The 18,412-nt window shown below is 67.6% G+C and carries 16 protein-coding genes and 1 tRNA gene; 7 read left to right on the top strand and 10 right to left on the bottom strand.

What is annotated here, in order from left to right; translation table 11 throughout:
* Positions 1-143: 143 nt before the first annotated feature.
* The 5 genes from LKD76_RS08450 to LKD76_RS08430 all read right to left on the bottom strand — a co-directional run bounded on the left by LKD76_RS08450 (position 144) and on the right by LKD76_RS08430 (position 10,702).
* The gene (locus tag LKD76_RS08450) at positions 144-5,045 is read right to left on the bottom strand and encodes an NAD-glutamate dehydrogenase (protein WP_227980467.1); all 4,902 of its coding nucleotides are present in this window, start codon (positions 5,043-5,045) and stop codon (positions 144-146) included.
* 247 nt (positions 5,046-5,292) lie between these two features.
* On the bottom strand, positions 5,293-6,969 hold the full coding sequence (gene ettA, locus LKD76_RS08445) for an energy-dependent translational throttle protein EttA (protein ID WP_227980466.1): 1,677 nt from the start codon (positions 6,967-6,969) through the stop codon (positions 5,293-5,295).
* Positions 6,970-7,044: 75 nt separating this feature from the next.
* Positions 7,045-7,554: a single-stranded DNA-binding protein gene (locus LKD76_RS08440; RefSeq protein WP_227980465.1), complete on the bottom strand. Its 510-nt coding sequence runs from the start codon at positions 7,552-7,554 to the stop codon at positions 7,045-7,047.
* Positions 7,555-7,718: 164 nt separating this feature from the next.
* Positions 7,719-8,669 (bottom strand): threonine/serine dehydratase, encoded by a 951-nt coding sequence (locus tag LKD76_RS08435; RefSeq protein WP_227980464.1) that lies wholly within the window; start codon positions 8,667-8,669, stop codon positions 7,719-7,721.
* A complete protein-coding gene (locus LKD76_RS08430) occupies positions 8,666-10,702 on the bottom strand; it encodes a bifunctional copper resistance protein CopD/cytochrome c oxidase assembly protein (RefSeq protein WP_227980463.1) in 2,037 nt (678 codons plus the stop codon). The genes LKD76_RS08435 and LKD76_RS08430 overlap by 4 nt, the downstream gene beginning before the upstream one ends.
* A gap of 423 nt (positions 10,703-11,125) precedes the next feature.
* Here LKD76_RS08430 and LKD76_RS08425 point away from each other — a divergent pair.
* Positions 11,126-11,199 (top strand) — tRNA-Arg (locus tag LKD76_RS08425).
* A gap of 287 nt (positions 11,200-11,486) precedes the next feature.
* On the top strand, positions 11,487-11,984 hold the full coding sequence (locus tag LKD76_RS08420) for an enoyl-CoA hydratase/isomerase family protein (protein WP_227980462.1): 498 nt from the start codon (positions 11,487-11,489) through the stop codon (positions 11,982-11,984).
* On the opposite strand, the gene LKD76_RS08415 is transcribed toward LKD76_RS08420, so the two are convergent.
* The 3 genes from LKD76_RS08415 to LKD76_RS08405 form a co-directional block, all read right to left on the bottom strand.
* Positions 11,966-12,385, bottom strand: coding sequence for a PPOX class F420-dependent oxidoreductase (locus LKD76_RS08415; protein ID WP_227980461.1), 420 nt, complete (start codon positions 12,383-12,385; stop codon positions 11,966-11,968). The two genes, LKD76_RS08420 and LKD76_RS08415, sit on opposite strands and share 19 nt — an antisense overlap.
* A gap of 42 nt (positions 12,386-12,427) precedes the next feature.
* The gene (locus tag LKD76_RS08410; protein ID WP_227980460.1) at positions 12,428-12,994 is read right to left on the bottom strand and encodes a DUF2165 domain-containing protein; all 567 of its coding nucleotides are present in this window, start codon (positions 12,992-12,994) and stop codon (positions 12,428-12,430) included.
* Positions 12,995-13,074: 80 nt separating this feature from the next.
* Positions 13,075-13,581, bottom strand: a complete 507-nt coding sequence (locus tag LKD76_RS08405; RefSeq protein WP_227980459.1) for a cytochrome P450 — start codon at positions 13,579-13,581, stop codon at positions 13,075-13,077.
* On the opposite strand from LKD76_RS08405, the gene LKD76_RS08400 reads away from it, so the two are divergent.
* Positions 13,531-13,716 (top strand): amidohydrolase family protein, encoded by a 186-nt coding sequence (locus LKD76_RS08400; RefSeq protein ID WP_227985158.1) that lies wholly within the window; start codon positions 13,531-13,533, stop codon positions 13,714-13,716. The two genes, LKD76_RS08405 and LKD76_RS08400, sit on opposite strands and share 51 nt — an antisense overlap.
* On the opposite strand, the gene LKD76_RS08395 is transcribed toward LKD76_RS08400, so the two are convergent.
* Entirely contained in the window at positions 13,706-14,374 is a 669-nt protein-coding gene (locus LKD76_RS08395; RefSeq protein WP_227980458.1) for an alpha/beta fold hydrolase, read from the bottom strand. The genes LKD76_RS08400 and LKD76_RS08395 overlap by 11 nt on opposite strands.
* 140 nt (positions 14,375-14,514) lie before the next feature.
* Between LKD76_RS08395 and LKD76_RS08390 the strand changes: the two genes are divergently transcribed.
* Both LKD76_RS08390 and LKD76_RS08385 read left to right on the top strand, forming a co-directional pair.
* A complete protein-coding gene (locus tag LKD76_RS08390; protein WP_227980457.1) occupies positions 14,515-15,309 on the top strand; it encodes a helix-turn-helix transcriptional regulator in 795 nt (264 codons plus the stop codon).
* A gap of 63 nt (positions 15,310-15,372) precedes the next feature.
* On the top strand, positions 15,373-15,909 hold the full coding sequence (locus tag LKD76_RS08385) for a dihydrofolate reductase family protein (protein WP_227980456.1): 537 nt from the start codon (positions 15,373-15,375) through the stop codon (positions 15,907-15,909).
* Between the two features lie 6 nt (positions 15,910-15,915).
* Here the strand turns inward: LKD76_RS08385 and LKD76_RS08380 are convergent, their stop codons facing one another.
* Complete coding sequence (locus LKD76_RS08380) at positions 15,916-16,233, bottom strand: hypothetical protein (RefSeq protein WP_227980455.1); 318 nt, start codon at positions 16,231-16,233, stop codon at positions 15,916-15,918.
* 366 nt (positions 16,234-16,599) lie between these two features.
* On the opposite strand from LKD76_RS08380, the gene LKD76_RS08375 reads away from it, so the two are divergent.
* Positions 16,600-17,985 (top strand): dihydrolipoyl dehydrogenase family protein, encoded by a 1,386-nt coding sequence (locus LKD76_RS08375; protein ID WP_227980454.1) that lies wholly within the window; start codon positions 16,600-16,602, stop codon positions 17,983-17,985.
* Between the two features lie 67 nt (positions 17,986-18,052).
* On the top strand, positions 18,053-18,403 hold the full coding sequence (locus tag LKD76_RS08370; protein WP_227980453.1) for an MmcQ/YjbR family DNA-binding protein: 351 nt from the start codon (positions 18,053-18,055) through the stop codon (positions 18,401-18,403).
* Positions 18,404-18,412 lie beyond the last annotated feature (9 nt).

The following is an 18,412-nucleotide window of genomic DNA, read 5'->3' as shown; positions in this document are numbered from 1 at the left end:
CGCTGTACACCTCCGATCGGAATACCGCCCACGCGCGGCCGTGCGGCCGACGCGGGCGGCGAGCAAGCTCGAAGCGTATCCCCGGCTACGCCGCCGGGACCGCTCCGGCTACCCAGTATGCAGTGTCCGACCGCAAACGCATCTCAGCGCGGCACCTCCGACTGGGCTCCGACACCACTGACCATGCTGCGGACCTGGCGGGCCGCCACCGACAGGGTCGCCAGATCGTGGGCCCCGGAAGTGAACAGCTCCGACAGCGCCGCACGAGCACGACCCAGCCGGGATTGGTTCTTCGATTCCCAGTACGCGATCTTCTCCTCCGCGGTCTCCTCGGGATCACCGGCGGACAGGACATCGAGGGTCAGCGACCGCAACGAGCCGTACATATCGTCGCGCAGTGCCAGCCTGGCCAGGGAGTGCCAGCGGTCGCCGCGCTCGAGATGACTGACCGCCTGGAGCAGCCAGTCGATCTTGAGATGCTCGTTGAGCGCGTAGTACAGCGCACCGACCTCTTCACCGCTGCGATCGGTGATGTCGGCGATATCGACGACGTCCAGCAGCGGGAACAGGTTGAGGAGCCCGAACACCTCGGTGGCGAGTTCCTCGGGCACCCCGCGGGACACGATCTGCGCGGAGGCCTCGGACAGCGTGTCGAGGTGGTGGCCGCGCAGCCAGCCCGGCACCTTGGGGGCGAGTTCACGCACCGGTCCGCTATAGCGGTGGATCTCCGCACCGACCGCCACCGGCTGCGGGCGGTTGCTCAGCAGCCACCGGGAGGCACGATCGAGGGTCCGCTTGGTCTCCAGCTCCAATTCGTCCTTCACCGCGGTGGTGACATCGGCCGCGCGAATGCGCTCCCACAGCGAATGCAGGTCGAAGATCTGGCTCGTGGCGGCGAAGGCACGCGCCACATCGGTGGCGCTCGCGCCGATCTCCTCGTTGAGCCGATGGGCGTAGGTGATGCCGCCGAGGTCGACCATCTCGTTGATCACCATCGTGGTGACGATCTCCCGGCGCAGCCGATGCCGTTTGATCTCTCCGCCGAAGCGCGAACGCAACGCCGCGGGAAAGTACTTGGGCAGCCGCGCGGCGAAGTACGCACTGTCGGGCAGATCGCTGTCGAGCAGATCCGACTTCAGCGACAGCTTCACGTGAGCGAGCAGGTTCGCCAGTTCCGGAGAGGTGAGACCGGCTCCGGCCTCGGCCCGGTGGGCCAATTCCTTGGCCGAGGGCAGCGCCTCCAGTTCCCGATCCAGTCCACGGCGGGCCTCCAGATCGGCGATCACCCGGGTGTGCACGTTGAGCATGCGCGGCGCCTCGGTGCGCGACATGCCCATCAGAAAGTTCTGGGATACGTTGTCCTGCAACACCATTGCCGATACGTCGTCGGTCATCGAAGCCAGCAGCGGGTTGCGCTCCTCGACCGGCAGCTCACCAGCGGACACGACCCCGTCGAGCAGCACCTTGATGTTGACCTCGTGGTCGGAGCAGTCGACACCGGCCGAATTGTCCAGCGCGTCGGTATTGCATTTGCCACCGAGCTTGCAGAACTCGATCCGGCCCAAGGCCGTGACGCCGAGATTGCCACCCTCACCGATGACCCGGACCCGGAGATCGCCGGCGTCCACCCGCACCGCGTCGTTGGTTTTGTCGCCGACATCGGCATGTGACTCGGTACTGGCCTTGATATAAGTACCGATACCGCCGTTCCACAGCAATTGCACGGGCGCCAGCAGAATGGCACGAATCATTTCCGGCGGCGACAGCGACACCACGTCGTCGTCGAGCCCGAGGGCCTGCCGGATCTGCGGACTGACCGGAATGGCCTTCACCGTGCGGTCCCACACCCCGCCGCCCGCGCTGATCAACGACGTGTCGTAATCAGCCCACGACGACCGCGCCAACCCGAACAAACGCTGCCGCTCCGCGAACGACGACCCCGCCACCGGATCCGGATCGATGAAAATATGCCGATGATCGAACGCCGCCACCAACCGAATATGCTCCGACAACAACATCCCGTTACCGAACACATCCCCCGACATATCACCCACACCCACCACCGAAAACTCCTGGCGCTGAGTATCGATATTCATCTCCGCGAAATGACGCTTCACACTCTCCCACGCGCCCTTCGCCGTAATCCCCATCGCCTTGTGGTCATACCCCGCGGAACCACCCGACGCGAACGCATCACCCAACCAGAACCCGTAATCCTTCGCGACGCCGTTCGCGATATCGGAGAACGTGGCCGTCCCCTTGTCGGCCGCGACCACCAGATAGGTGTCGTCACCGTCGCGACGGACGACTCGCTGCGGCGGTACCACCGCACCGCTGGTGTGATCGACGTTGTCGGTCACATCCAGTAACCCGGAGATGAAGGTGCGATAGCAGGCGATGCCCTCGGCCTGCAGTTCCTGCCGATCGGTCGACGGGTCACCGGTGGGCGCCGGGGGGCGTTTGACCACGAATCCGCCCTTCGCGCCGACCGGCACGATCACCGCGTTCTTCACCGCCTGCGCCTTCACCAGGCCCAGGATCTCGGTCCGGAAATCCTCCAGCCGATCCGACCAGCGCAGACCACCACGCGCCACCGGGCCGAACCGCAGATGCACACCCTCGACCCGCGGCGAATAGACGAAGATCTCGAACTGCGGCCGGGGTTTCGGCAACTCCGCTATCGCGTGCGGCTCGACCTTCACCGACAGATAGTCACGCGGGGCGCCGTCGGCGTCGACGATGTAGTAGTTGGTACGCAGGGTGGCCGTGACGACACCGAGGATGGCCCGCAGAATGCGGTCGGCATCCAGGCTCACGACCTCGTTGACGCACTCCCGCACCGCGTCCCGCAATTCGTCGGCGCGCTCGGCCGAGGTCGAATCCGGATCGAACATGGCCTCGAACAGTTCGACGAACAGCCGGGCCACCTCCGGTGAGGCGAGCAGGACGCGGGCGATATTCGCCTGGCTGTACGGAAAATCGGCCTGCTGCAGGTACTTCGAATAGGCCCGCAGGACCGACACCGATCGCCAGGGCAGCCCCGCGCGCAGCACCAGCTCGTTCAGCGGATCCGCTTCGGCCCGGCCGTGCCACAACGCGTCGAAGGCCTCGGTGAAGCGCTCACGCAGACCCCGTTCCTGCGCATCGAGCACTTCGAGCCGGTCGGCGGTTTCGACCAGCTCCGCGTCCATATTGCGATCCAGGGCCATTCGCAGCAGATCAGGGCGGGCCTGCAGGCCGAAATCGTAGATCCAGGCCACCCGGCCGTCGTCGAATTCGACCTCGTACGGCCGTTCGTCCACGACCTCGACACCGAGGCTCTGCAGCAGCGGCAGCACCTGGCTCAGCGAAATGCCGCCGCTCACATACAGCGTGAACCGCCACGACCCGGGTTCGGCGCCCGCACGGCGGTACAGATGCTGATCGATGGCGCTCCCGCCGAGACGCTCCAGGCGCACGATATCGGCCAGCGCGCGGGCGGGTCCGAAATCTTCTTTGTAACCGTCGGGCAGCGCGGCCGAATACCGCTGAACCACAGCGGGATCCAGCACGGTGGAGCGAGCCACCTCATCGCGGAGATAGTCGTCCCACGTCCGGCTGGCCTCGGCGAGCAGGTTCTGTATCCGCAGCCGGTTGCCTTCGGAGGTATCCACCTTGGTGCCGGGCTCGGGCAGGTACACGGTGAAATAGACACTGGCGAGCTCGCTTTCGGATACTCGCGCCGAATAGTCGATCGATACGCCGCCGAGTTCGCGCACGAGGATGTCTTGGATTTCGAGGCGAACCCGGGTGGTGTAGCGGTCGCGAGGCAGATACACCATGGCGGCCACGAACCGACCATAGGAGTCGCGTCGCAGGAACAGGCGGACCTGGCGCCGCATCCCCACGTTGAGGACCGCGCTGGCGGTGCGCCGCATCGTGTCGACGTCCGAGGAGAACAACTCGGTACGCGGGAAGGACTGGATCACCTCGAGCATGGCCTGACCGGAGAACGAATCCAGGTCGAAGCCGGACTGCTCGATCACCGAGCGCACGCGACGCGCGATCACCGGGATGTCGAGCACGTTCTGGTGCAGCGCTGCCACGGTGAAGACGCCGATGAACAGATGTTCGCCGACCACGGCCCCCGCCGCGTCGGATTCGGCGACCCCGACGAAATACGGATACACCGAACGGTGCACGGTGGCGGGGACGAGGCCCTGGGTCAACATCAGCAGCGGGCGATTGCCGCGGTCGACCGGCACACGGAAGTCGGTACCGACGTCGGGCCGCAGTACGCCCAGGCAACTCTCCGGCACCACAACGGATTTCGACTCGGCCGATGCCGCGGGATCACGCTGGAACCGGGCGTACCCGAGCACGGTGAAGTGGCCGTCGCCCATCCAGCGCAGCAGATTCGCGCAGTCGACGAGATCGGTGGCCGAATACGGCGCGGTCCCGGCATCCGCCGTGCGGGTGAGTTCACGCGCCAAGCGATCCTGAACCGCTCGCATGGCTTCGGTATCGCTGATGACCTGGCGGACGTCGGCGAGGACGTCGGGAATCTCGGTCTCGATGCGCTCGAGAACGTCGCGGCTGGTCGAGGGGTGAAGTTGAACGTGAATCCACGATTCCCGCAGTCCGGTGACGCCGTTGCTGTCCACCTCGTGCGGAGCGGCCGAATGCAACCGGCCGTCGTCGTCGCGCAGCACCTCGAAAATCGGGTGGATCACCTCGCTGACGGTGACGCCGATACGGGTCAGCGCCGAGGCCACCGATTCGACCAGCAGTCGCATATCGTCGGTGACCAGCTGCACCGCGGCCCCGAGCCCGCTGCCGTCGTCGGGGTGGTAGACCCGTACCCGAGCGGCACCCGGCGGCCGTTGCAAGCCCAGTTCGAGGTGCCTTCGAAATACCAGCGCCGAACTTCCGGTGATCGCGCAGTCCACATCGCCGGCATCGACGTGGCGGAAATAGGCCGACTCGAGCGTTGCGAGTTCTCCTCGCAGCGGCTCCGGCAAGCTCTCCGCCCACGCGTTACTGGACAATTCGGACGAGACCGTCATTTTCTTCGCCAACTCCCTCGGATTCGGTTCCGTAACAAAGTGACGCCGGAGTCGAGAGTAGCTGGGCAGCAGAGGTGCCGGGGTGGATTCCTTCTAAACCCTCGGCAACGCTCAGCTACCTCGAACGGGCCGGTTGGTGCGCCCGCAGCCGCCGGACCCACCGCCGAAGCGGTGGGCGGCGATGACGTTGCGCCCCTTCACAATTGGCACACGCCGCGGGTTGTGATCGACTGCGCGAGCCGGATTGTCAGTCGCGAGTCAGCTTACGGTGAGTGACGCGGTGCGGGCGAGCCGCCTCCGGTCCCAGCCGCTCGACCTTGTTGGCCTCGTAGGCCTCGAAGTTGCCTTCGAACCAGAACCACTTCGCCGGGTTCGAGTCGTCGCCTTCCCACGCCAGGATGTGGGTACAGGTCCGATCGAGGAACCAGCGGTCGTGGGAGATGACGACGGCGCAGCCGGGGAAGTTCTCCAGCGCGTTCTCCAATGAGCCGAGCGTCTCGACGTCGAGGTCGTTGGTGGGCTCGTCGAGCAGGATCAGGTTGCCGCCCTGCTTGAGCGTCAGGGCCAGGTTCAGGCGGTTGCGCTCACCACCGGACAGCACGCCGGCCGGCTTCTGCTGGTCCGGCCCCTTGAAGCCGAATGCGGAAACATAAGCGCGCGAGGGCATTTCCTGGTTGCCGACCTCAATGTAGTCCAGCCCGTCGGAGACCACCTGCCAGACCGTCTTCTTCGGGTCGATACCGGCACGATTCTGGTCCACGTAGCTCAACCGCACGGTGTCGCCGACCCGCACCTCACCGCTGTCGGGCTGCTCGAGGCCGACGATGGTCTTGAACAGAGTCGACTTACCCACACCGTTCGGGCCGATCACACCGACGATGCCGTTGCGCGGCAGGGTGAACGACAGATCCTTGATCAGCTGGCGGTCGCCGAAGCCCTTGTCCAGATGCTCGACCTCGACCACCACATTGCCCAGGCGCGGGCCGTGCGGAATCTGGATCTCCTCGAAGTCCAGCTTCCGCATCTTCTCCGCCTCGGCGGCCATCTCCTCGTAGCGACCGAGGCGGGCCTTGTTCTTGGCCTGGCGAGCCTTGGCACCCGAACGCACCCAGGCGAGCTCTTCCTTGAGCCGCTTCTGCAGCTTCTGGTCCTTCTTACCCTGCACCTCGAGACGTTCGGCCTTCTTCTCCAGGTAGGTGGAGTAGTTGCCCTCGTACGGGTAGGCGCGGCCGCGGTCGAGTTCGAGGATCCAGCCGGCGACATTGTCCAGGAAGTACCGATCGTGGGTGACGGCCAGCACGGCGCCCTGGTACTGGGCGAGATGCTGTTCGAGCCAGTTGACGCTCTCCGCGTCCAGGTGGTTGGTGGGCTCGTCGAGCAGCAGCAGATCGGGCTTGCTCAGCAACAGCTTGCACAGCGCCACCCGGCGGCGCTCACCACCGGAGAGGTTGGCGACAGGCTCATCCGGCGGCGGGCAGCGCAGCGCGTCCATCGCCTGCTCGAGCTGAGAGTCGACATCCCAGGCGTCGGCGTGGTCGAGATCCTCCTGCAGCTTGCCCATTTCCTCCATGAGCTCATCGGAGTAATCGGTGGCCATCAGTTCGGCGATCTCGTTGAAGCGGTCCAGCTTCACCTTGATCTCGCCGAGCCCCTCTTCCACGTTGCCGCGGACGGTCTTCTCCTCGTTCAGCGGCGGCTCCTGCTGCAGGATGCCGACCGTCGCCCCCGGCGCCAGGAATGCCTCGCCGTTGTTGGGCTGGTCCAGTCCGGCCATGATCTTCAGCACGCTCGATTTACCGGCGCCGTTCGGACCGACGACGCCGATCTTGGCGCCTGGAAGGAAGTTCAGGAACACGTCGTCGAGGACGACCTTGTCGCCATGTGCCTTGCGAACTTTCTTCATCTGGTAAATGAACTCAGCCATGTAGGAAAGCCTATCGGTGTCGGAACCAGTGGGTCGAAACGGAGGACCGCGCGAGCGGGGCCGGGGTAACCGTAGTCATCCGGCGTCGGCAGCCGTCGCGGAGACCGGCTCGACGGTAGTCGATCGCGCACCGGCGGCCGGGACAGACTCGCCAGACGATGCCGCCGACGGCTCGTCGCCCTCGTGAGACACAACGTGCAGGTCCGGTACAGAGTTCCGCGGACCACCGCGCCGCACCACCGGAGCCGAACAACGTCCCAGGTCAGGCCCTAATGCGGTGGCCCGCATCTCCAGATCGTGGCGGTGTACGCCGTCCTTGGTGCGGTACTCGTTCGTGCGCAACTGCCCGTAGGCGATGATCGGATCACCCCGGCGCAGGGAGGCGTCGACGCCCTCCACCAGCCGCCGCCAGCAGGACACGGTGAGAAAGAGCGTGCCGCTGTCCACCCACCCACCGCTCTCGCGGTCGAACCGGCGCGCGGTACTGGCCATCCGGAAGGTCGTGACCTGGTCCCCACCCGGCAGGTTGCGCCGCACCGGATGGGTGACGACGGTGCCGATAACGGCTGTGTTCGCCTCGTACATGATTGCGCCCCTTCATGGTTCGACGACTCTCCCCCGATTGCGACCGATCACGGCCGCGCCCACTCAGCCTCGCCGACCGCCGGGTACACCACCAGCGCCGAATCCGGGAATGTGGACAACTCACCGCTGTGTGAACAGCGGTCGTTCCGAAGGGCGTGTCGCCGCTAGAGGGTGCTCACATCGGTATTGGCGCCACACAGCACGATCACCGGCCGCTCCCCCGGTTCGGGTACGAAGGCACCGCTCTGCACGGCGGCCAGCGCAGTGGCGCCCGCCGCCTCGACGACCAGCCGGAATTCTCGCCAGAGGTACTCACGGGCCATCGCGATCGCGTCGTCGGCGACGAGCACCGAGCCGACGCCGTAGCGAATCGCCGTATCGAGGGCGATATCGCCGATTCTGGTGGCGCCCAGGGCATCCGCGGCGATGCTGTCGACCGGCACATCGACCGGGCGGCCGGCCGAGAGCGCCGCGTACAGCGTCGGGGCCCCTTTGGGCTCGACACCGATCACCCGCGAACGCGGGCCCAGGGCGATCGCGACACCCGCCATCAACCCGCCGCCACCGACGGCCACCAGCACCGGCGGCCGCCGCCGCACCTGCCGTTCGATCTCCAGCCCGACCACCCCGGCACCGGCCACCACCGCCGGCAGGTCGTAGGCGTGCAGTTGCTGAGCGTCGCGTTCGGCGGCCACCGCGTCGGCATGGCGCTTGGATTCGGCGTAGGTCGTCCCGTGCCACAGAACTTCCGCGCCGTAGCCCCACATCGCCGCCACCTTCGTGTGCGGCGCGGTCTCGGGCACCACCACCGTGCACGGCCGTCCCCGCAGGGCACAGGCCAGCGCGGCGGCGATTCCGGCGTTGCCACCCGATGCGATCACCACGGGGCGTCGGTCGTTCTCGGACTGCATCAGCGCGTTCAGGCTGCCGCGCAGTTTGAACGTGCCGCCGTGTTGCAGATGCTCGAGTTTGAAAGTGACCTTGACCGGTCCGTCCGGACCGGCGACCTCGGTGTGGAAGACCGGGGTGACCCGGACGTCGTTACTCAGCCGCAGCTGCGCATCTCGCACATCGGAGCGGAACAGGCGGGGCACATGGGTCGGGGCCTCGGTCACTGTCGAACCTCACCGTCGCGCTTGGCCAGTTCCGCGAACATGGCGTTGTGCGCGGCGAGTGCGGCATCGTGATCACGGTCGGCGGCACGGTCGATCCGCTTGGCCGTGCGATTGTCACTGCGGGACCACTGCATGAGCAGGGCCAGCATCACCAGCACCAGCGGGATCTCACCACTGGCCCAGGCCAGGCCGCCACCGGTGCGCTGATCGCCGAGTAGATCGGTATTCCAGCCCAGTCCCAGCGAACGATAGAACCAGTCACCCATCACGGTGGTCATACTCATCAGCGCGACCCCGAAGAAGGCGTGGAACGGCAGCGACCCGAACACCATGCCGACCTTGGTCAGCGGCTGGACCTGCCGGGGCTTGGGATCGATGCCGAGCACCACCCAGTAGAACAGGTAGCCCGAGACCAGGAAGTGCAGATTCATCGCCAGATGGGCGCCGTGTTCGCCGACCACGGCGTCGAAGATGCCGCCCAGGTACAACGCGTAGAAGCCGATGATGAAGAACGCCGTCGCGACCGCCGGCTGCGTCATGAACCGCGACACCGGATTGTGCACCGCGGCCAGCACCCATTCGCGTGGTCCGGGCGGGGCGTCCCGGCCCGCGGCCGGCAGTGCGCGCAGGGCCAGCAGCACCGGACCGCCCAGCGCGAACAGCACCGGGGCCAGCATCGACAGCAGCATGTGCTGCGCCATGTGCACGCTGAACATGGCCGGGGCGTAGCGGCCGACACCGGAGCTGGTGGCGATCAGCAGCACAGCACATCCGCACAGCCACGCCACCGTCCGGCCGACCGGCCAGGGGTCACCACGACGGCGCACCCGGCGCACACCTGCCAGATAGAGCACCGCGAGCACGATCGCCAGCGTCCCGAACATGATGTCGAATCGCCAGTCGAAGAGCAGGCGAGCGGCGTTGGGCGGACCGGCGAGGTTGTAACCGAGCTCCACCTCGGCCGGCGAAGGCACACGCTTCAGATCCGGCGGCGGCGTGCGCCCCAGCCCGACCGCCAAGCCGATGGTGGCGGCGAAGATCAGCACCTCGACCCCGGCATAACTGATCAAGGCCGAGCGACTACGGGGGTTGTCGGCCAGCGCGGGCAGGGCACGCCGGCGCTGCAGGTAGCCGATCACGCCGAGCGCGCACAGGGCGACCGTCTTCGCGATCACCAGCCGGCCGTAGGTGGTGCCGACCAATTCACTCCACGACAGCCGCACCCAGGCGTTGATCACGCCCGATATCGCCACGGTCACGAAGGCACAGGTCGCCACCAGCGAGAATCGGTGCGCCGCCAGGCCGGTGTACGTTCCGCCACGCATCGCGTAGGCCAGCAGCGCGAACAGTCCACCCGCCCACACCGCCATTCCGACCAGGTGCAGGATCAAGCTGTTGGTCGCGATATCGTGCGCGCCACCCGCCGATGAATGGCCGGTGAGCGCGACCGGGATCAGGCACAGCACCGACCAGGCGAACAGCACCGGCGTCCAGCCCCAGCGCAGCGCCAGCCGGCAACCGATCGCCAACAGGATCGCCATGATCGCGGTGGCTCGCCAGGACCCCGCGACATCCACCTTGTCGATCGCGTGCCAGAGCTGATCGGGCCGCAATACCGACCGCACCGGCTGCCCGGTGGTATCGGACAGGGTCAGCGGCACCAATAGCGCCGAGGTCACCGCCCAGGCCAAGGCCGCGACTCCGGCGCGACGCAGCGCACGATAGCCGCCGACATCCAGCAGACCGTCGCGCTGCGGCGGACAGAGAAAGGCCGCGAACAGCAGGGACCCGACCGCGACCGCGGCCGAGAAATCGGCCAGCGCCCGCACCGCGGGCAGACCGTAGGTGGTCAACGGACCCGGATCGGGAATGCCGAGCAATGTCAAAGCCTGTGCGGCGGACAGACTGACCACGATCGGCGCCACCAGCGCCGTCACCCCGACCGACAGCACGGCCAGGATCGGGAACGCCGCGGATTCCGACCGTGTGTCCTGCAGATCAGGTGCTACGGACGGGTCCTGCGGTGACGACATACTATTCAGCGTAGTTTGCCGCTCACCTCACACCCGCCCGGCCCCGAGTCGCGCCCCCGCCGGTGGGACCGAGCGCCGAAACGACGTCGGCCCGCCACCTCGGAGGTGGCGGGCCGACGCTCGTCGTGAGGTGCGATCAGCCTGCGCTGCCGCTGGCCAACGCGCTCAACATGGTCACGAGCACCGACAGAAGGTCCATTCGGGTTCTTACCTTTCGATTCAGCAGTGGGCGCCAGCATGCACGGCCAACGTTGCCGTCAGGTTATGCAAGGGTGAAGTAACCCGCACGGCGGGCTCCCGGTTGTGACGAGGCCGACAGTTTTCCAGGGTGTTGTCGGCGACCAGGACGGATCTGGACGATCGCTATAATCAACTCGCTGGACACAGTGCCCACAACCGGGCATCGTGGTCTGGTACTGCCATGCCTCCGTAGCTCAGTTGGATAGAGCAAGGGCCTTCTAATCCCTAGGTCGCAGGTTCGATTCCTGCCGGGGGCGCAACAAGTTCCGACCGTATCCACCCGGTCGGACTCCTGTCCTTATAGCCGTTATTGGTCCATTACCCAGCGCCGAAACGGGCTAAACCCGGTTTCAACGCCTGCGCGCGGTGTGCGACCGGCCCGGTCACCAGCGTGCCGGATGGGACGTCGGGACCGTCCGCAAGAACGGCATATCCATCACAGGAGATTGATATTCTTACCGGATGATCGAGGTCCGGGATGCGCGATGAGTGACGATCTGGGGGCCGCGGGGCTGCGGTTCGAGCGGGACGGGGGGATCGGCTGGTGCGTCATCGACCGGCCGCAGGCTCGCAACGCGCTGACTCCGGCCATGTACTCGGTGTCAAACGGGCGGTGCAACTGGTCAATTCGGATCCCGGACTGGCGGCGCTGATCATCACCGGCACCGGCGACGTCTTCGCACCGGGCGGCGATCTGGGCGGTCGCTCCGACCCCGGGGATGCCCTGCCGCCCGCGCTGTCCGGTCAGGATGTGTTGCCGTTTCTGGCGATTCGCGACAGTCGCGCCCCGGTGGTGTCGGCGGTGAACGGGATCTGTCAGGCGGGCGGGCTGCTGATCGCGACGCTGTCCGATATCGCGGTCGCCGGCGAGCGCGCGGTGTTCCGGGTGCCGGAGTTGTTGCGCGGCATTCCCGATGCCACCTACGCGGCGGTGCTGCCGACCCATGTGGGAGTGGCGGTCGCGCGAGATCTGCTGTTGTCGGCGCGGCGATTCGACGCGGCCGAGGCGCGGAGCCTCGGATCTCAGGGGAACATGCCGTAGGCACGCGTCGGGCGCAGGCGCACCAGCACGCGCCGATCCTCGACCATCGCCCGGCGGTAGTCGTCCCAGTCGGGATGTTCACCGCTGAGCGCGCGGTAGTAGGCGATCAACTCCTCGACGGTGGCGTCGTCCGGATTCGCGGCCACGGGGGTCAGGTCGACATCACCTTCCAGCACCGCGTAGGCCCAGAAATCCTCGCGCGTGATGTGCAGGGCCGCCCAGGGCTCACGGCTCAGGTTGAAGTATTTGGCGCGGTCGGCGGTGATGGATATCCGGATCACACCGTCGGGAGCCGCCCAATGCGTGACGTTCGACAGCTGCGGGCGCCCGTTGCGCCGGATGGTGGTCAGGACGGAACGTGGGGTGGTGCGGGCGAAGTCGAGCGCGACGTCGAGTTCCATGCCGAGTGCAACCCGGGCGGCGGGAGCACTGTTCCCGGCCGCCTACTCACCGTCGGCGGGCGGCCGCACCCGGCCCCCGGAATCGGGCAGATGCACCAGAATCAGTCCGACGCCGGCGATCAGGAAGTTCTGCAGCGCCGCCGAGGAGGCGTTCACCTCCTTGTTCGCCCACATCCGGAACCATTCCCCGCCGATCGTGAGGAAGCCGCCCGCGAACAGCAGTACCGCCATGACCCAGCCCAGGCTCGACAGCCCGGCGGCGGTCTGCGGCCGCACCCGGACGCGACGTGGATGTCCACTCAGCACCCGGCCCCAGGCCGCGGCGGCGGCGAGTAACACGATCGCGATAGCGAATTCCCAGATCACGACGAGCACGTAGGCGATGAGCGCGACATTGCCACTGGTGATCGCGCGCCAATCGGTGCCCGGATTGTGGATCGTGGCCCGCATCGACAGCACGGCCGAGACCCCGCGGCGGTTGGTGACGGTGTCGGTGCAATTGGTGACGGCGACGAACAGGTAGTAGAACCCCGTGATCGCCGACAGTACCGCGACGGCCGTCCGCCGGCTGCCCAGCACATCGAGAATCCCCGCACGCCCGATTCGCATGGTGATACCTAAACCGGTCGCCCGCACGGCGTCAACCGCGATGGGCGAAGCCAACTCTCGGCCACGGGCCGGCCCGGGACTCAGTTCGGTTCGCGAGCGGTGAAGGTGATCGGCAGGCGCAGCGGCGACCTCGCCAGCCCGGCGTGGTACTCGATCGCCGCACCGTCGGCCAGCGCGATCTCGTCCATCCGCCGCACGATCTCCTCCAGCGCGACGCGCAGATTCAACCGGGCGAGATCGGAGCCCGCGCAGCGGTGCGGACCGGCGCCGAAAGCGAAGTGGCGGTTGCGTGTTCGCGTGGGATCGAAGCGGTCCGGATCCGGGAATTCGGCCGGGTCGCGGTTGGCTGCGGCCCAGTGGATGAGCATCTTGTCACCGGATTCGATGGCGTGCCCGCACAATTCGGTCTCCCGGACCGCGGTGCGGCCCACGGAGACGAAGGGCGAATCCAGCCGCAGCAGTTCCTCGACCGCCTTCGGCATCAGTTCGGGCCGTTCGCGTAGCAGCCGTTCCCGGAGGACGACGTCCACGATCTCATCGATGCCATCGGCGCCGACCACGTCCTGTTCGGCTCCGACTTCCCGCATCCGGAGGGGCTCCGTGAGCCCAGGGACTACCTGCCCCGGCTGGAGACCTGCGATCCGACGGTGCGCCACCAGGTGCTGCGTGGCAACACCGCGGCACTGCTCGGTCTGAGCAAAGACCCGGTGCTCATGCGCTGAGCAGCAGTGCCGCAACGGCTTCCGGATCCTCATGCATGGCGTCGTGGCCGGTGGGCAGGTCGTGGACCCGCCATTCGGGATCGGCGTGCAGGCGGGTGCGCAGATCGCCGAACGGCGTGGCCTTCGCCCAGCCCGAGCAGTAGACGAACTCCCGGCGCGGAATCCGGGTGTGCGCACCGGTGAGCCGGATCCTCTGCACGAACGAGGCGAGAGGGTGAGGCCGGCGGCGGGGGTCACCACCGTCCGGCGGCCGGACGGCGTAACCGGTGCCCGCCGCACCCTCGGCGAACAGCTGCCGGTAGGCCTCGGTCGTTGCCGACCAGCACGATTCGCCGTCGCGCGGGACATACGCGTCGAGATGGACCAGGCGTGCGACCCGGCCGCGGGCGCGGTCGGCGGCAGCGGCGATCACCATCCCGCCGTAGCTGTGGCCGACCAGGGTCGCGTCGGTGAGGTGGGCACGATCGAGGAGTCGCAGGACGTCGTCGGCATGGGTGTCGAGATTGGCGGTCGCGACCGTCGCGGGGTCGTCGTCCGGGCGCAGACCGGTCAGGGTCAGGGCGTGCACGGTGTGACCATCGCGCTCGAGCAGCGGGATCACCGCCTCGAACGACCACCAGCCGTGCCAGCCCCCGGGGACGAGGACGAATGTCGCCATGCGTTGTCCTTCTCTCCGACAGCCGCGTCGAGGCCCGCTGCCCCGATGCCGCAACCAGTCTCACCGGAACGCGGTGTGGCCTGCTACCGATAAGATGCCATCCGATGCCCGTACCCAGCCAACCTCGTTCCAATACCGGTGTGACGTCACAGCTGTGGCCGTCCGGCGGGCGGCACTTCTGGCCCTCCGGCGAAACGAGTACGGTGCAGACCCACACCCGGGGACATCTGGTCTACGCGGCCACCGGCGTCCTGGCCGTGCATACCGAGCGAGGCACCTCGGTGGTACCCGCCAACCGAATCGCGTGGACCCCCGCAGGATTTCCGCACTACCACCGCGCCCACGGCGATACCGATATCCGGATCGTCTTCCTCGCCCCCGCACTCGCCCGGCTCGTACCGGATCATCCCGCCGTATTCCTGGCCTCCGATCTCGCGCGCGAGGTCCTGCTCGCTCTGACCGGCCCCCGCAACTACGACGACGCCGTACCCGGTTACAGCCGCACGGCCCGCACCCGCCTGCATCGGGTCCTCGTCGACGAACTCCGCGACGCGGACGAACAGCCGCTACAGCTACCGGAGCCGCAGGACGACCGGCTACAGGCCATCGCCCGGAGGCTGCACGAGACACCGGCGGACAATGCCACGCTGGCCGAACTCGGGAAGACGATCGGAGCCAGCACCCGTACCCTCAGCCGGCTGTTCCGCGACGAACTCGGGATGACCTTCTACGAGTGGCGCACACAACTGCGCATCTACCACGCGCTCGTACTCCTCGCCGACGGCCACGACACCACTCGAACCGCCTATGCCTGCGGCTGGTCCAACCCGAGCGGTTTCATCGCGGCGTTCACCGGCATCATCGGAACCACCCCGGGCCGCTACCGAACCGACCGCCGGACCACCGGTGCGCGTTCGCCCGGCCGCCACCGATGAATTCGTCCGGTTCGGCTCGTCCCCACTCATGTCACGGTATGCCGGACCGGAGGATGGCGCGCGATGCGGAAACTGATCGAATCCACCCATGTGAGCCTGGGCGGGGATATCGACTCCCCCGGCGAGTGGGCGATGTCGTATCTCGGTGAGCAGCATCAGCGGTACGCGACCGAACTGCTGGCCGACGCCGACGCCCTCCTGCTCGGCCGCCACACCTACGCCGGGCTGGCGCGGGCCTACACCGCCATGCCGTCGAATCCGTTCGTGGACACCATGAATCGCATTCCGAAATACGTCGCCTCGACCACACTGCGGGAGGCCGGCTGGAACGCCACGATCATCGACGGCGACGTGGCCGAATTCATCGGCGAGCTCAAGCGGCGGCCCGGCGGGAATATCGTCAAGTACGGCACCGGGCGGTTGGACGACACCCTGCTGCGCCATCGGCTGATCGACGAACTCCATCTGTTGCTGACTCCGGTCGCGGTCGCCCGCGGGCATCGGTTGTTCGCCGATATCGACTACGTGCCGGCACTGACGCTGCTCGATGTCCGGCGCCACGACAACGGGGTGGTGGTCCTGGTCTATCGGCCGGAGTAGATCGCGTCAGTCCGCTTGCCGGGCCACCTCGGTGGCGAGTAGCTCCTCCACTCGTTTGTCGTCGAATCCCAACTCGCGCAATACTTCCTTGGCGTGTTCGCCGACCCCGGGGATCGTCGCGCGCGAACCGCCGGCGACGTCGGGGCACGAGCGCCGGCCCCAGGCCCCAGCCACGAGCTCACCGTCACGGACGAAAACACCGCAGTGCATGAGCATTCCGGCCCCTAGCAGACTGGTCACCACCAGACGACGAGCCGCGTCCGGAATCCGGACCGGCGCCGAACCGGGCCGGCCCACCGACCCGGTGTGGGATTTCCAGCGCACCGCGAACTCCTCCCAGGAAATCCAGCGGCCGGCTGATATGGGTGTGCCGTCGCCGAGTCCCCGCAAGCACCGTCGCGCCGCGCGGGTCCACCACCCGCACGGCTCCCGGATCGACCTCGATCTGGCTGCCGATCGCGACCTCCGCGATCCGATCGTCCTCGATCAGCACCGCTCCGTCGCGGGGCCGTTCGGCAAGCGCGAGAGTCGAATTCTTGTTCTCGAGAATCATCCATCCGCACCCGGGTCGCGCAGCCGAATGCGCCGAATGCCGACCTGTCGTTCCCCACCGGGACCGGAGGCGCCTGCCAGGATGGTCAGCGGGACCGTCGTCCCGCCCGTGTCGCATCATCGAAGGAGCGTGATCGCATGCCCGCCGAAACCCCGGCAACCGAATCCGTGGATGCCGTCGTCATCGGTATGGGCCCCGGCGGCGAGGCCGTGGCCACCGACCTGGCCCGGGCCGGGCTCGCGGTGATCGGCGTCGAGGGCCGGCTGGTCGGCGGCGAATGCCCGTACTACGCCTGCGTCCCGACCAAGATGATGGTTCGCGCGGCCGGCACCCTCGCCGAGGCCCGCCGGGTCGGCACCCTCGCGGGAACCGCTCGGGTACAACCGGATTGGGCGCCGGTCGCACGGCGGATCCGGGACGAGGCCACCGACGACTGGGACGACCGGGTGGCGGTGGAACGTTTCGAGGCCGCCGGCGGCACCTTCGTCCGCGGCTGGGGCCGCATCACCGGTCCCGGCGAGGTCCGCGTCGACACCCCCACGGGCCCCCGCGAGATCCGGGCCCAGCGCGCGATCGTGCTCAATCCCGGCACCGCCCCGGCCGTCCCGCCGATCGACGGCCTGGCCGCGACACCGTACTGGACCAACCGGGACGCGGTGACCACGACCGAGGCGCCGGAATCGCTGATCGTGCTCGGCGGCGGTCCCGTGGGCGCCGAATTCGCGCAGATCTTCTCCCGATTCGGCGCCGAGGTCACCATGATCGTGCGCAGCCGGCTGTTGCCGCGCGCCGAACCCGAGGCCGCCGAAACCCTCGCGAAAGTCTATGCCGAAGAAGGGATTTCGGTCCGCACCGGCGTCGACGTGATCCGTGTCGATCACGACGGCAGCTATTTCACGGTGCGGCTGAGCACCGGAGATCCGGTGCGCGCCCAGCGCCTGCTGATCGCCGCGGGACGCACCACCGACCTGTCGGCGCTGGGTATCGGCGCGATCGGGCTGGACGAGCGGGCCCACGGCATCTCCGTCGACGACCGCATGCGCGCGGCCGAGGGGGTCTGGGCGATCGGCGATGTGACCGGGCACGGCGCCTTCACCCACATGTCGACGTATCAGGCGCGCCTCGCCGCCGCCGATATCCTCGGCGCACCGGCCGAACCCGCCCAGTACCACGCGGTCCCGAACGTCACCTTCACCGAGCCCGAGGTCGGCGCCGTCGGTATGACCGAGGCGCAGGCGCGCGACGCGGGACTGAATGTGTGGACCGGCCGGGCCGAGGTGCCGAGTTCGACCAGGGGCTGGATCCACGGCCCCGGCAATACCGGATTCGTCAAACTGGTCGCGGACGCCGATCGCGGCGTTCTCGTGGGCGCCACCTCGGTCGGCCCGATCGGCGGTGAGGTACTCAGCGCACTGGTCGTCGCCGTCCACGCCCGCGTCCCGGTCACCACACTGCGCGAGATGATCTACGCCTACCCGACCTTCCACCGCGCCATCGAGGCCGCGCTCGCCGATCTCGGATGAGCCACGCGCCCGGATGATCTCGCCGATCCCGCGGCGAGCACGCGGGCCGGGCAGCATAATCGGGCGCATGGCCTATGCCGACGACGTCCGGCGCATTGCGCTGGGGCTGCCCGAGTCCATCGAGGCGCCGCATTTCGACATGCCGTCGTTCCGGGTGCGCAAGGCGATCTTCGCGACGCTGCCCGATGCCGACCACGCCCATGTGATGGTGAGCGAGTCCGAGATCCGGGAGGCGGTGGCGGAGCATCCGCACTGCTGCTCGCAGCGATGGTGGGGTAAGCGGTTGGCGGCGGTCCGCGTCGAACTCGGCGCGATCGACACCGCCGTCCTGGATGAACTGCTGACCGATGCCTGGCGGCGCAAGGCCCCGCGCACCCTGGTCCGGGCCTTCGACGCGAACTCCCCCGGCACCGAATAGATCGACCCG

Source organism: Nocardia spumae (assembly GCF_020733635.1).
Taxonomy (GTDB): Bacteria; Actinomycetota; Actinomycetes; order Mycobacteriales; family Mycobacteriaceae; genus Nocardia; species Nocardia spumae.
This window is presented reverse-complemented; position numbering and strand designations above follow the sequence as displayed.

Coding starts and splice junctions, on each gene's coding strand:
- LKD76_RS08450 (WP_227980467.1), bottom strand. CDS start 5,045: ATGACGGTCTCGTCCGAATTGTCCAGTAACGCGTGGGCGGAGAGCTTG.
- ettA (WP_227980466.1), bottom strand. CDS start 6,969: ATGGCTGAGTTCATTTACCAGATGAAGAAAGTTCGCAAGGCACATGGC.
- LKD76_RS08440 (WP_227980465.1), bottom strand. CDS start 7,554: ATGTACGAGGCGAACACAGCCGTTATCGGCACCGTCGTCACCCATCCG.
- LKD76_RS08430 (WP_227980463.1), bottom strand. CDS start 10,702: ATGTCGTCACCGCAGGACCCGTCCGTAGCACCTGATCTGCAGGACACA.
- LKD76_RS08415 (WP_227980461.1), bottom strand. CDS start 12,385: ATGGAACTCGACGTCGCGCTCGACTTCGCCCGCACCACCCCACGTTCC.
- LKD76_RS08410 (WP_227980460.1), bottom strand. CDS start 12,994: ATGCGAATCGGGCGTGCGGGGATTCTCGATGTGCTGGGCAGCCGGCGG.
- LKD76_RS08405 (WP_227980459.1), bottom strand. CDS start 13,581: ATGCGGGAAGTCGGAGCCGAACAGGACGTGGTCGGCGCCGATGGCATC.
- LKD76_RS08395 (WP_227980458.1), bottom strand. CDS start 14,374: ATGGCGACATTCGTCCTCGTCCCCGGGGGCTGGCACGGCTGGTGGTCG.
- LKD76_RS08385 (WP_227980456.1), top strand. CDS start 15,373: ATGCGGAAACTGATCGAATCCACCCATGTGAGCCTGGGCGGGGATATC.
- LKD76_RS08375 (WP_227980454.1), top strand. CDS start 16,600: ATGCCCGCCGAAACCCCGGCAACCGAATCCGTGGATGCCGTCGTCATC.
- LKD76_RS08370 (WP_227980453.1), top strand. CDS start 18,053: ATGGCCTATGCCGACGACGTCCGGCGCATTGCGCTGGGGCTGCCCGAG.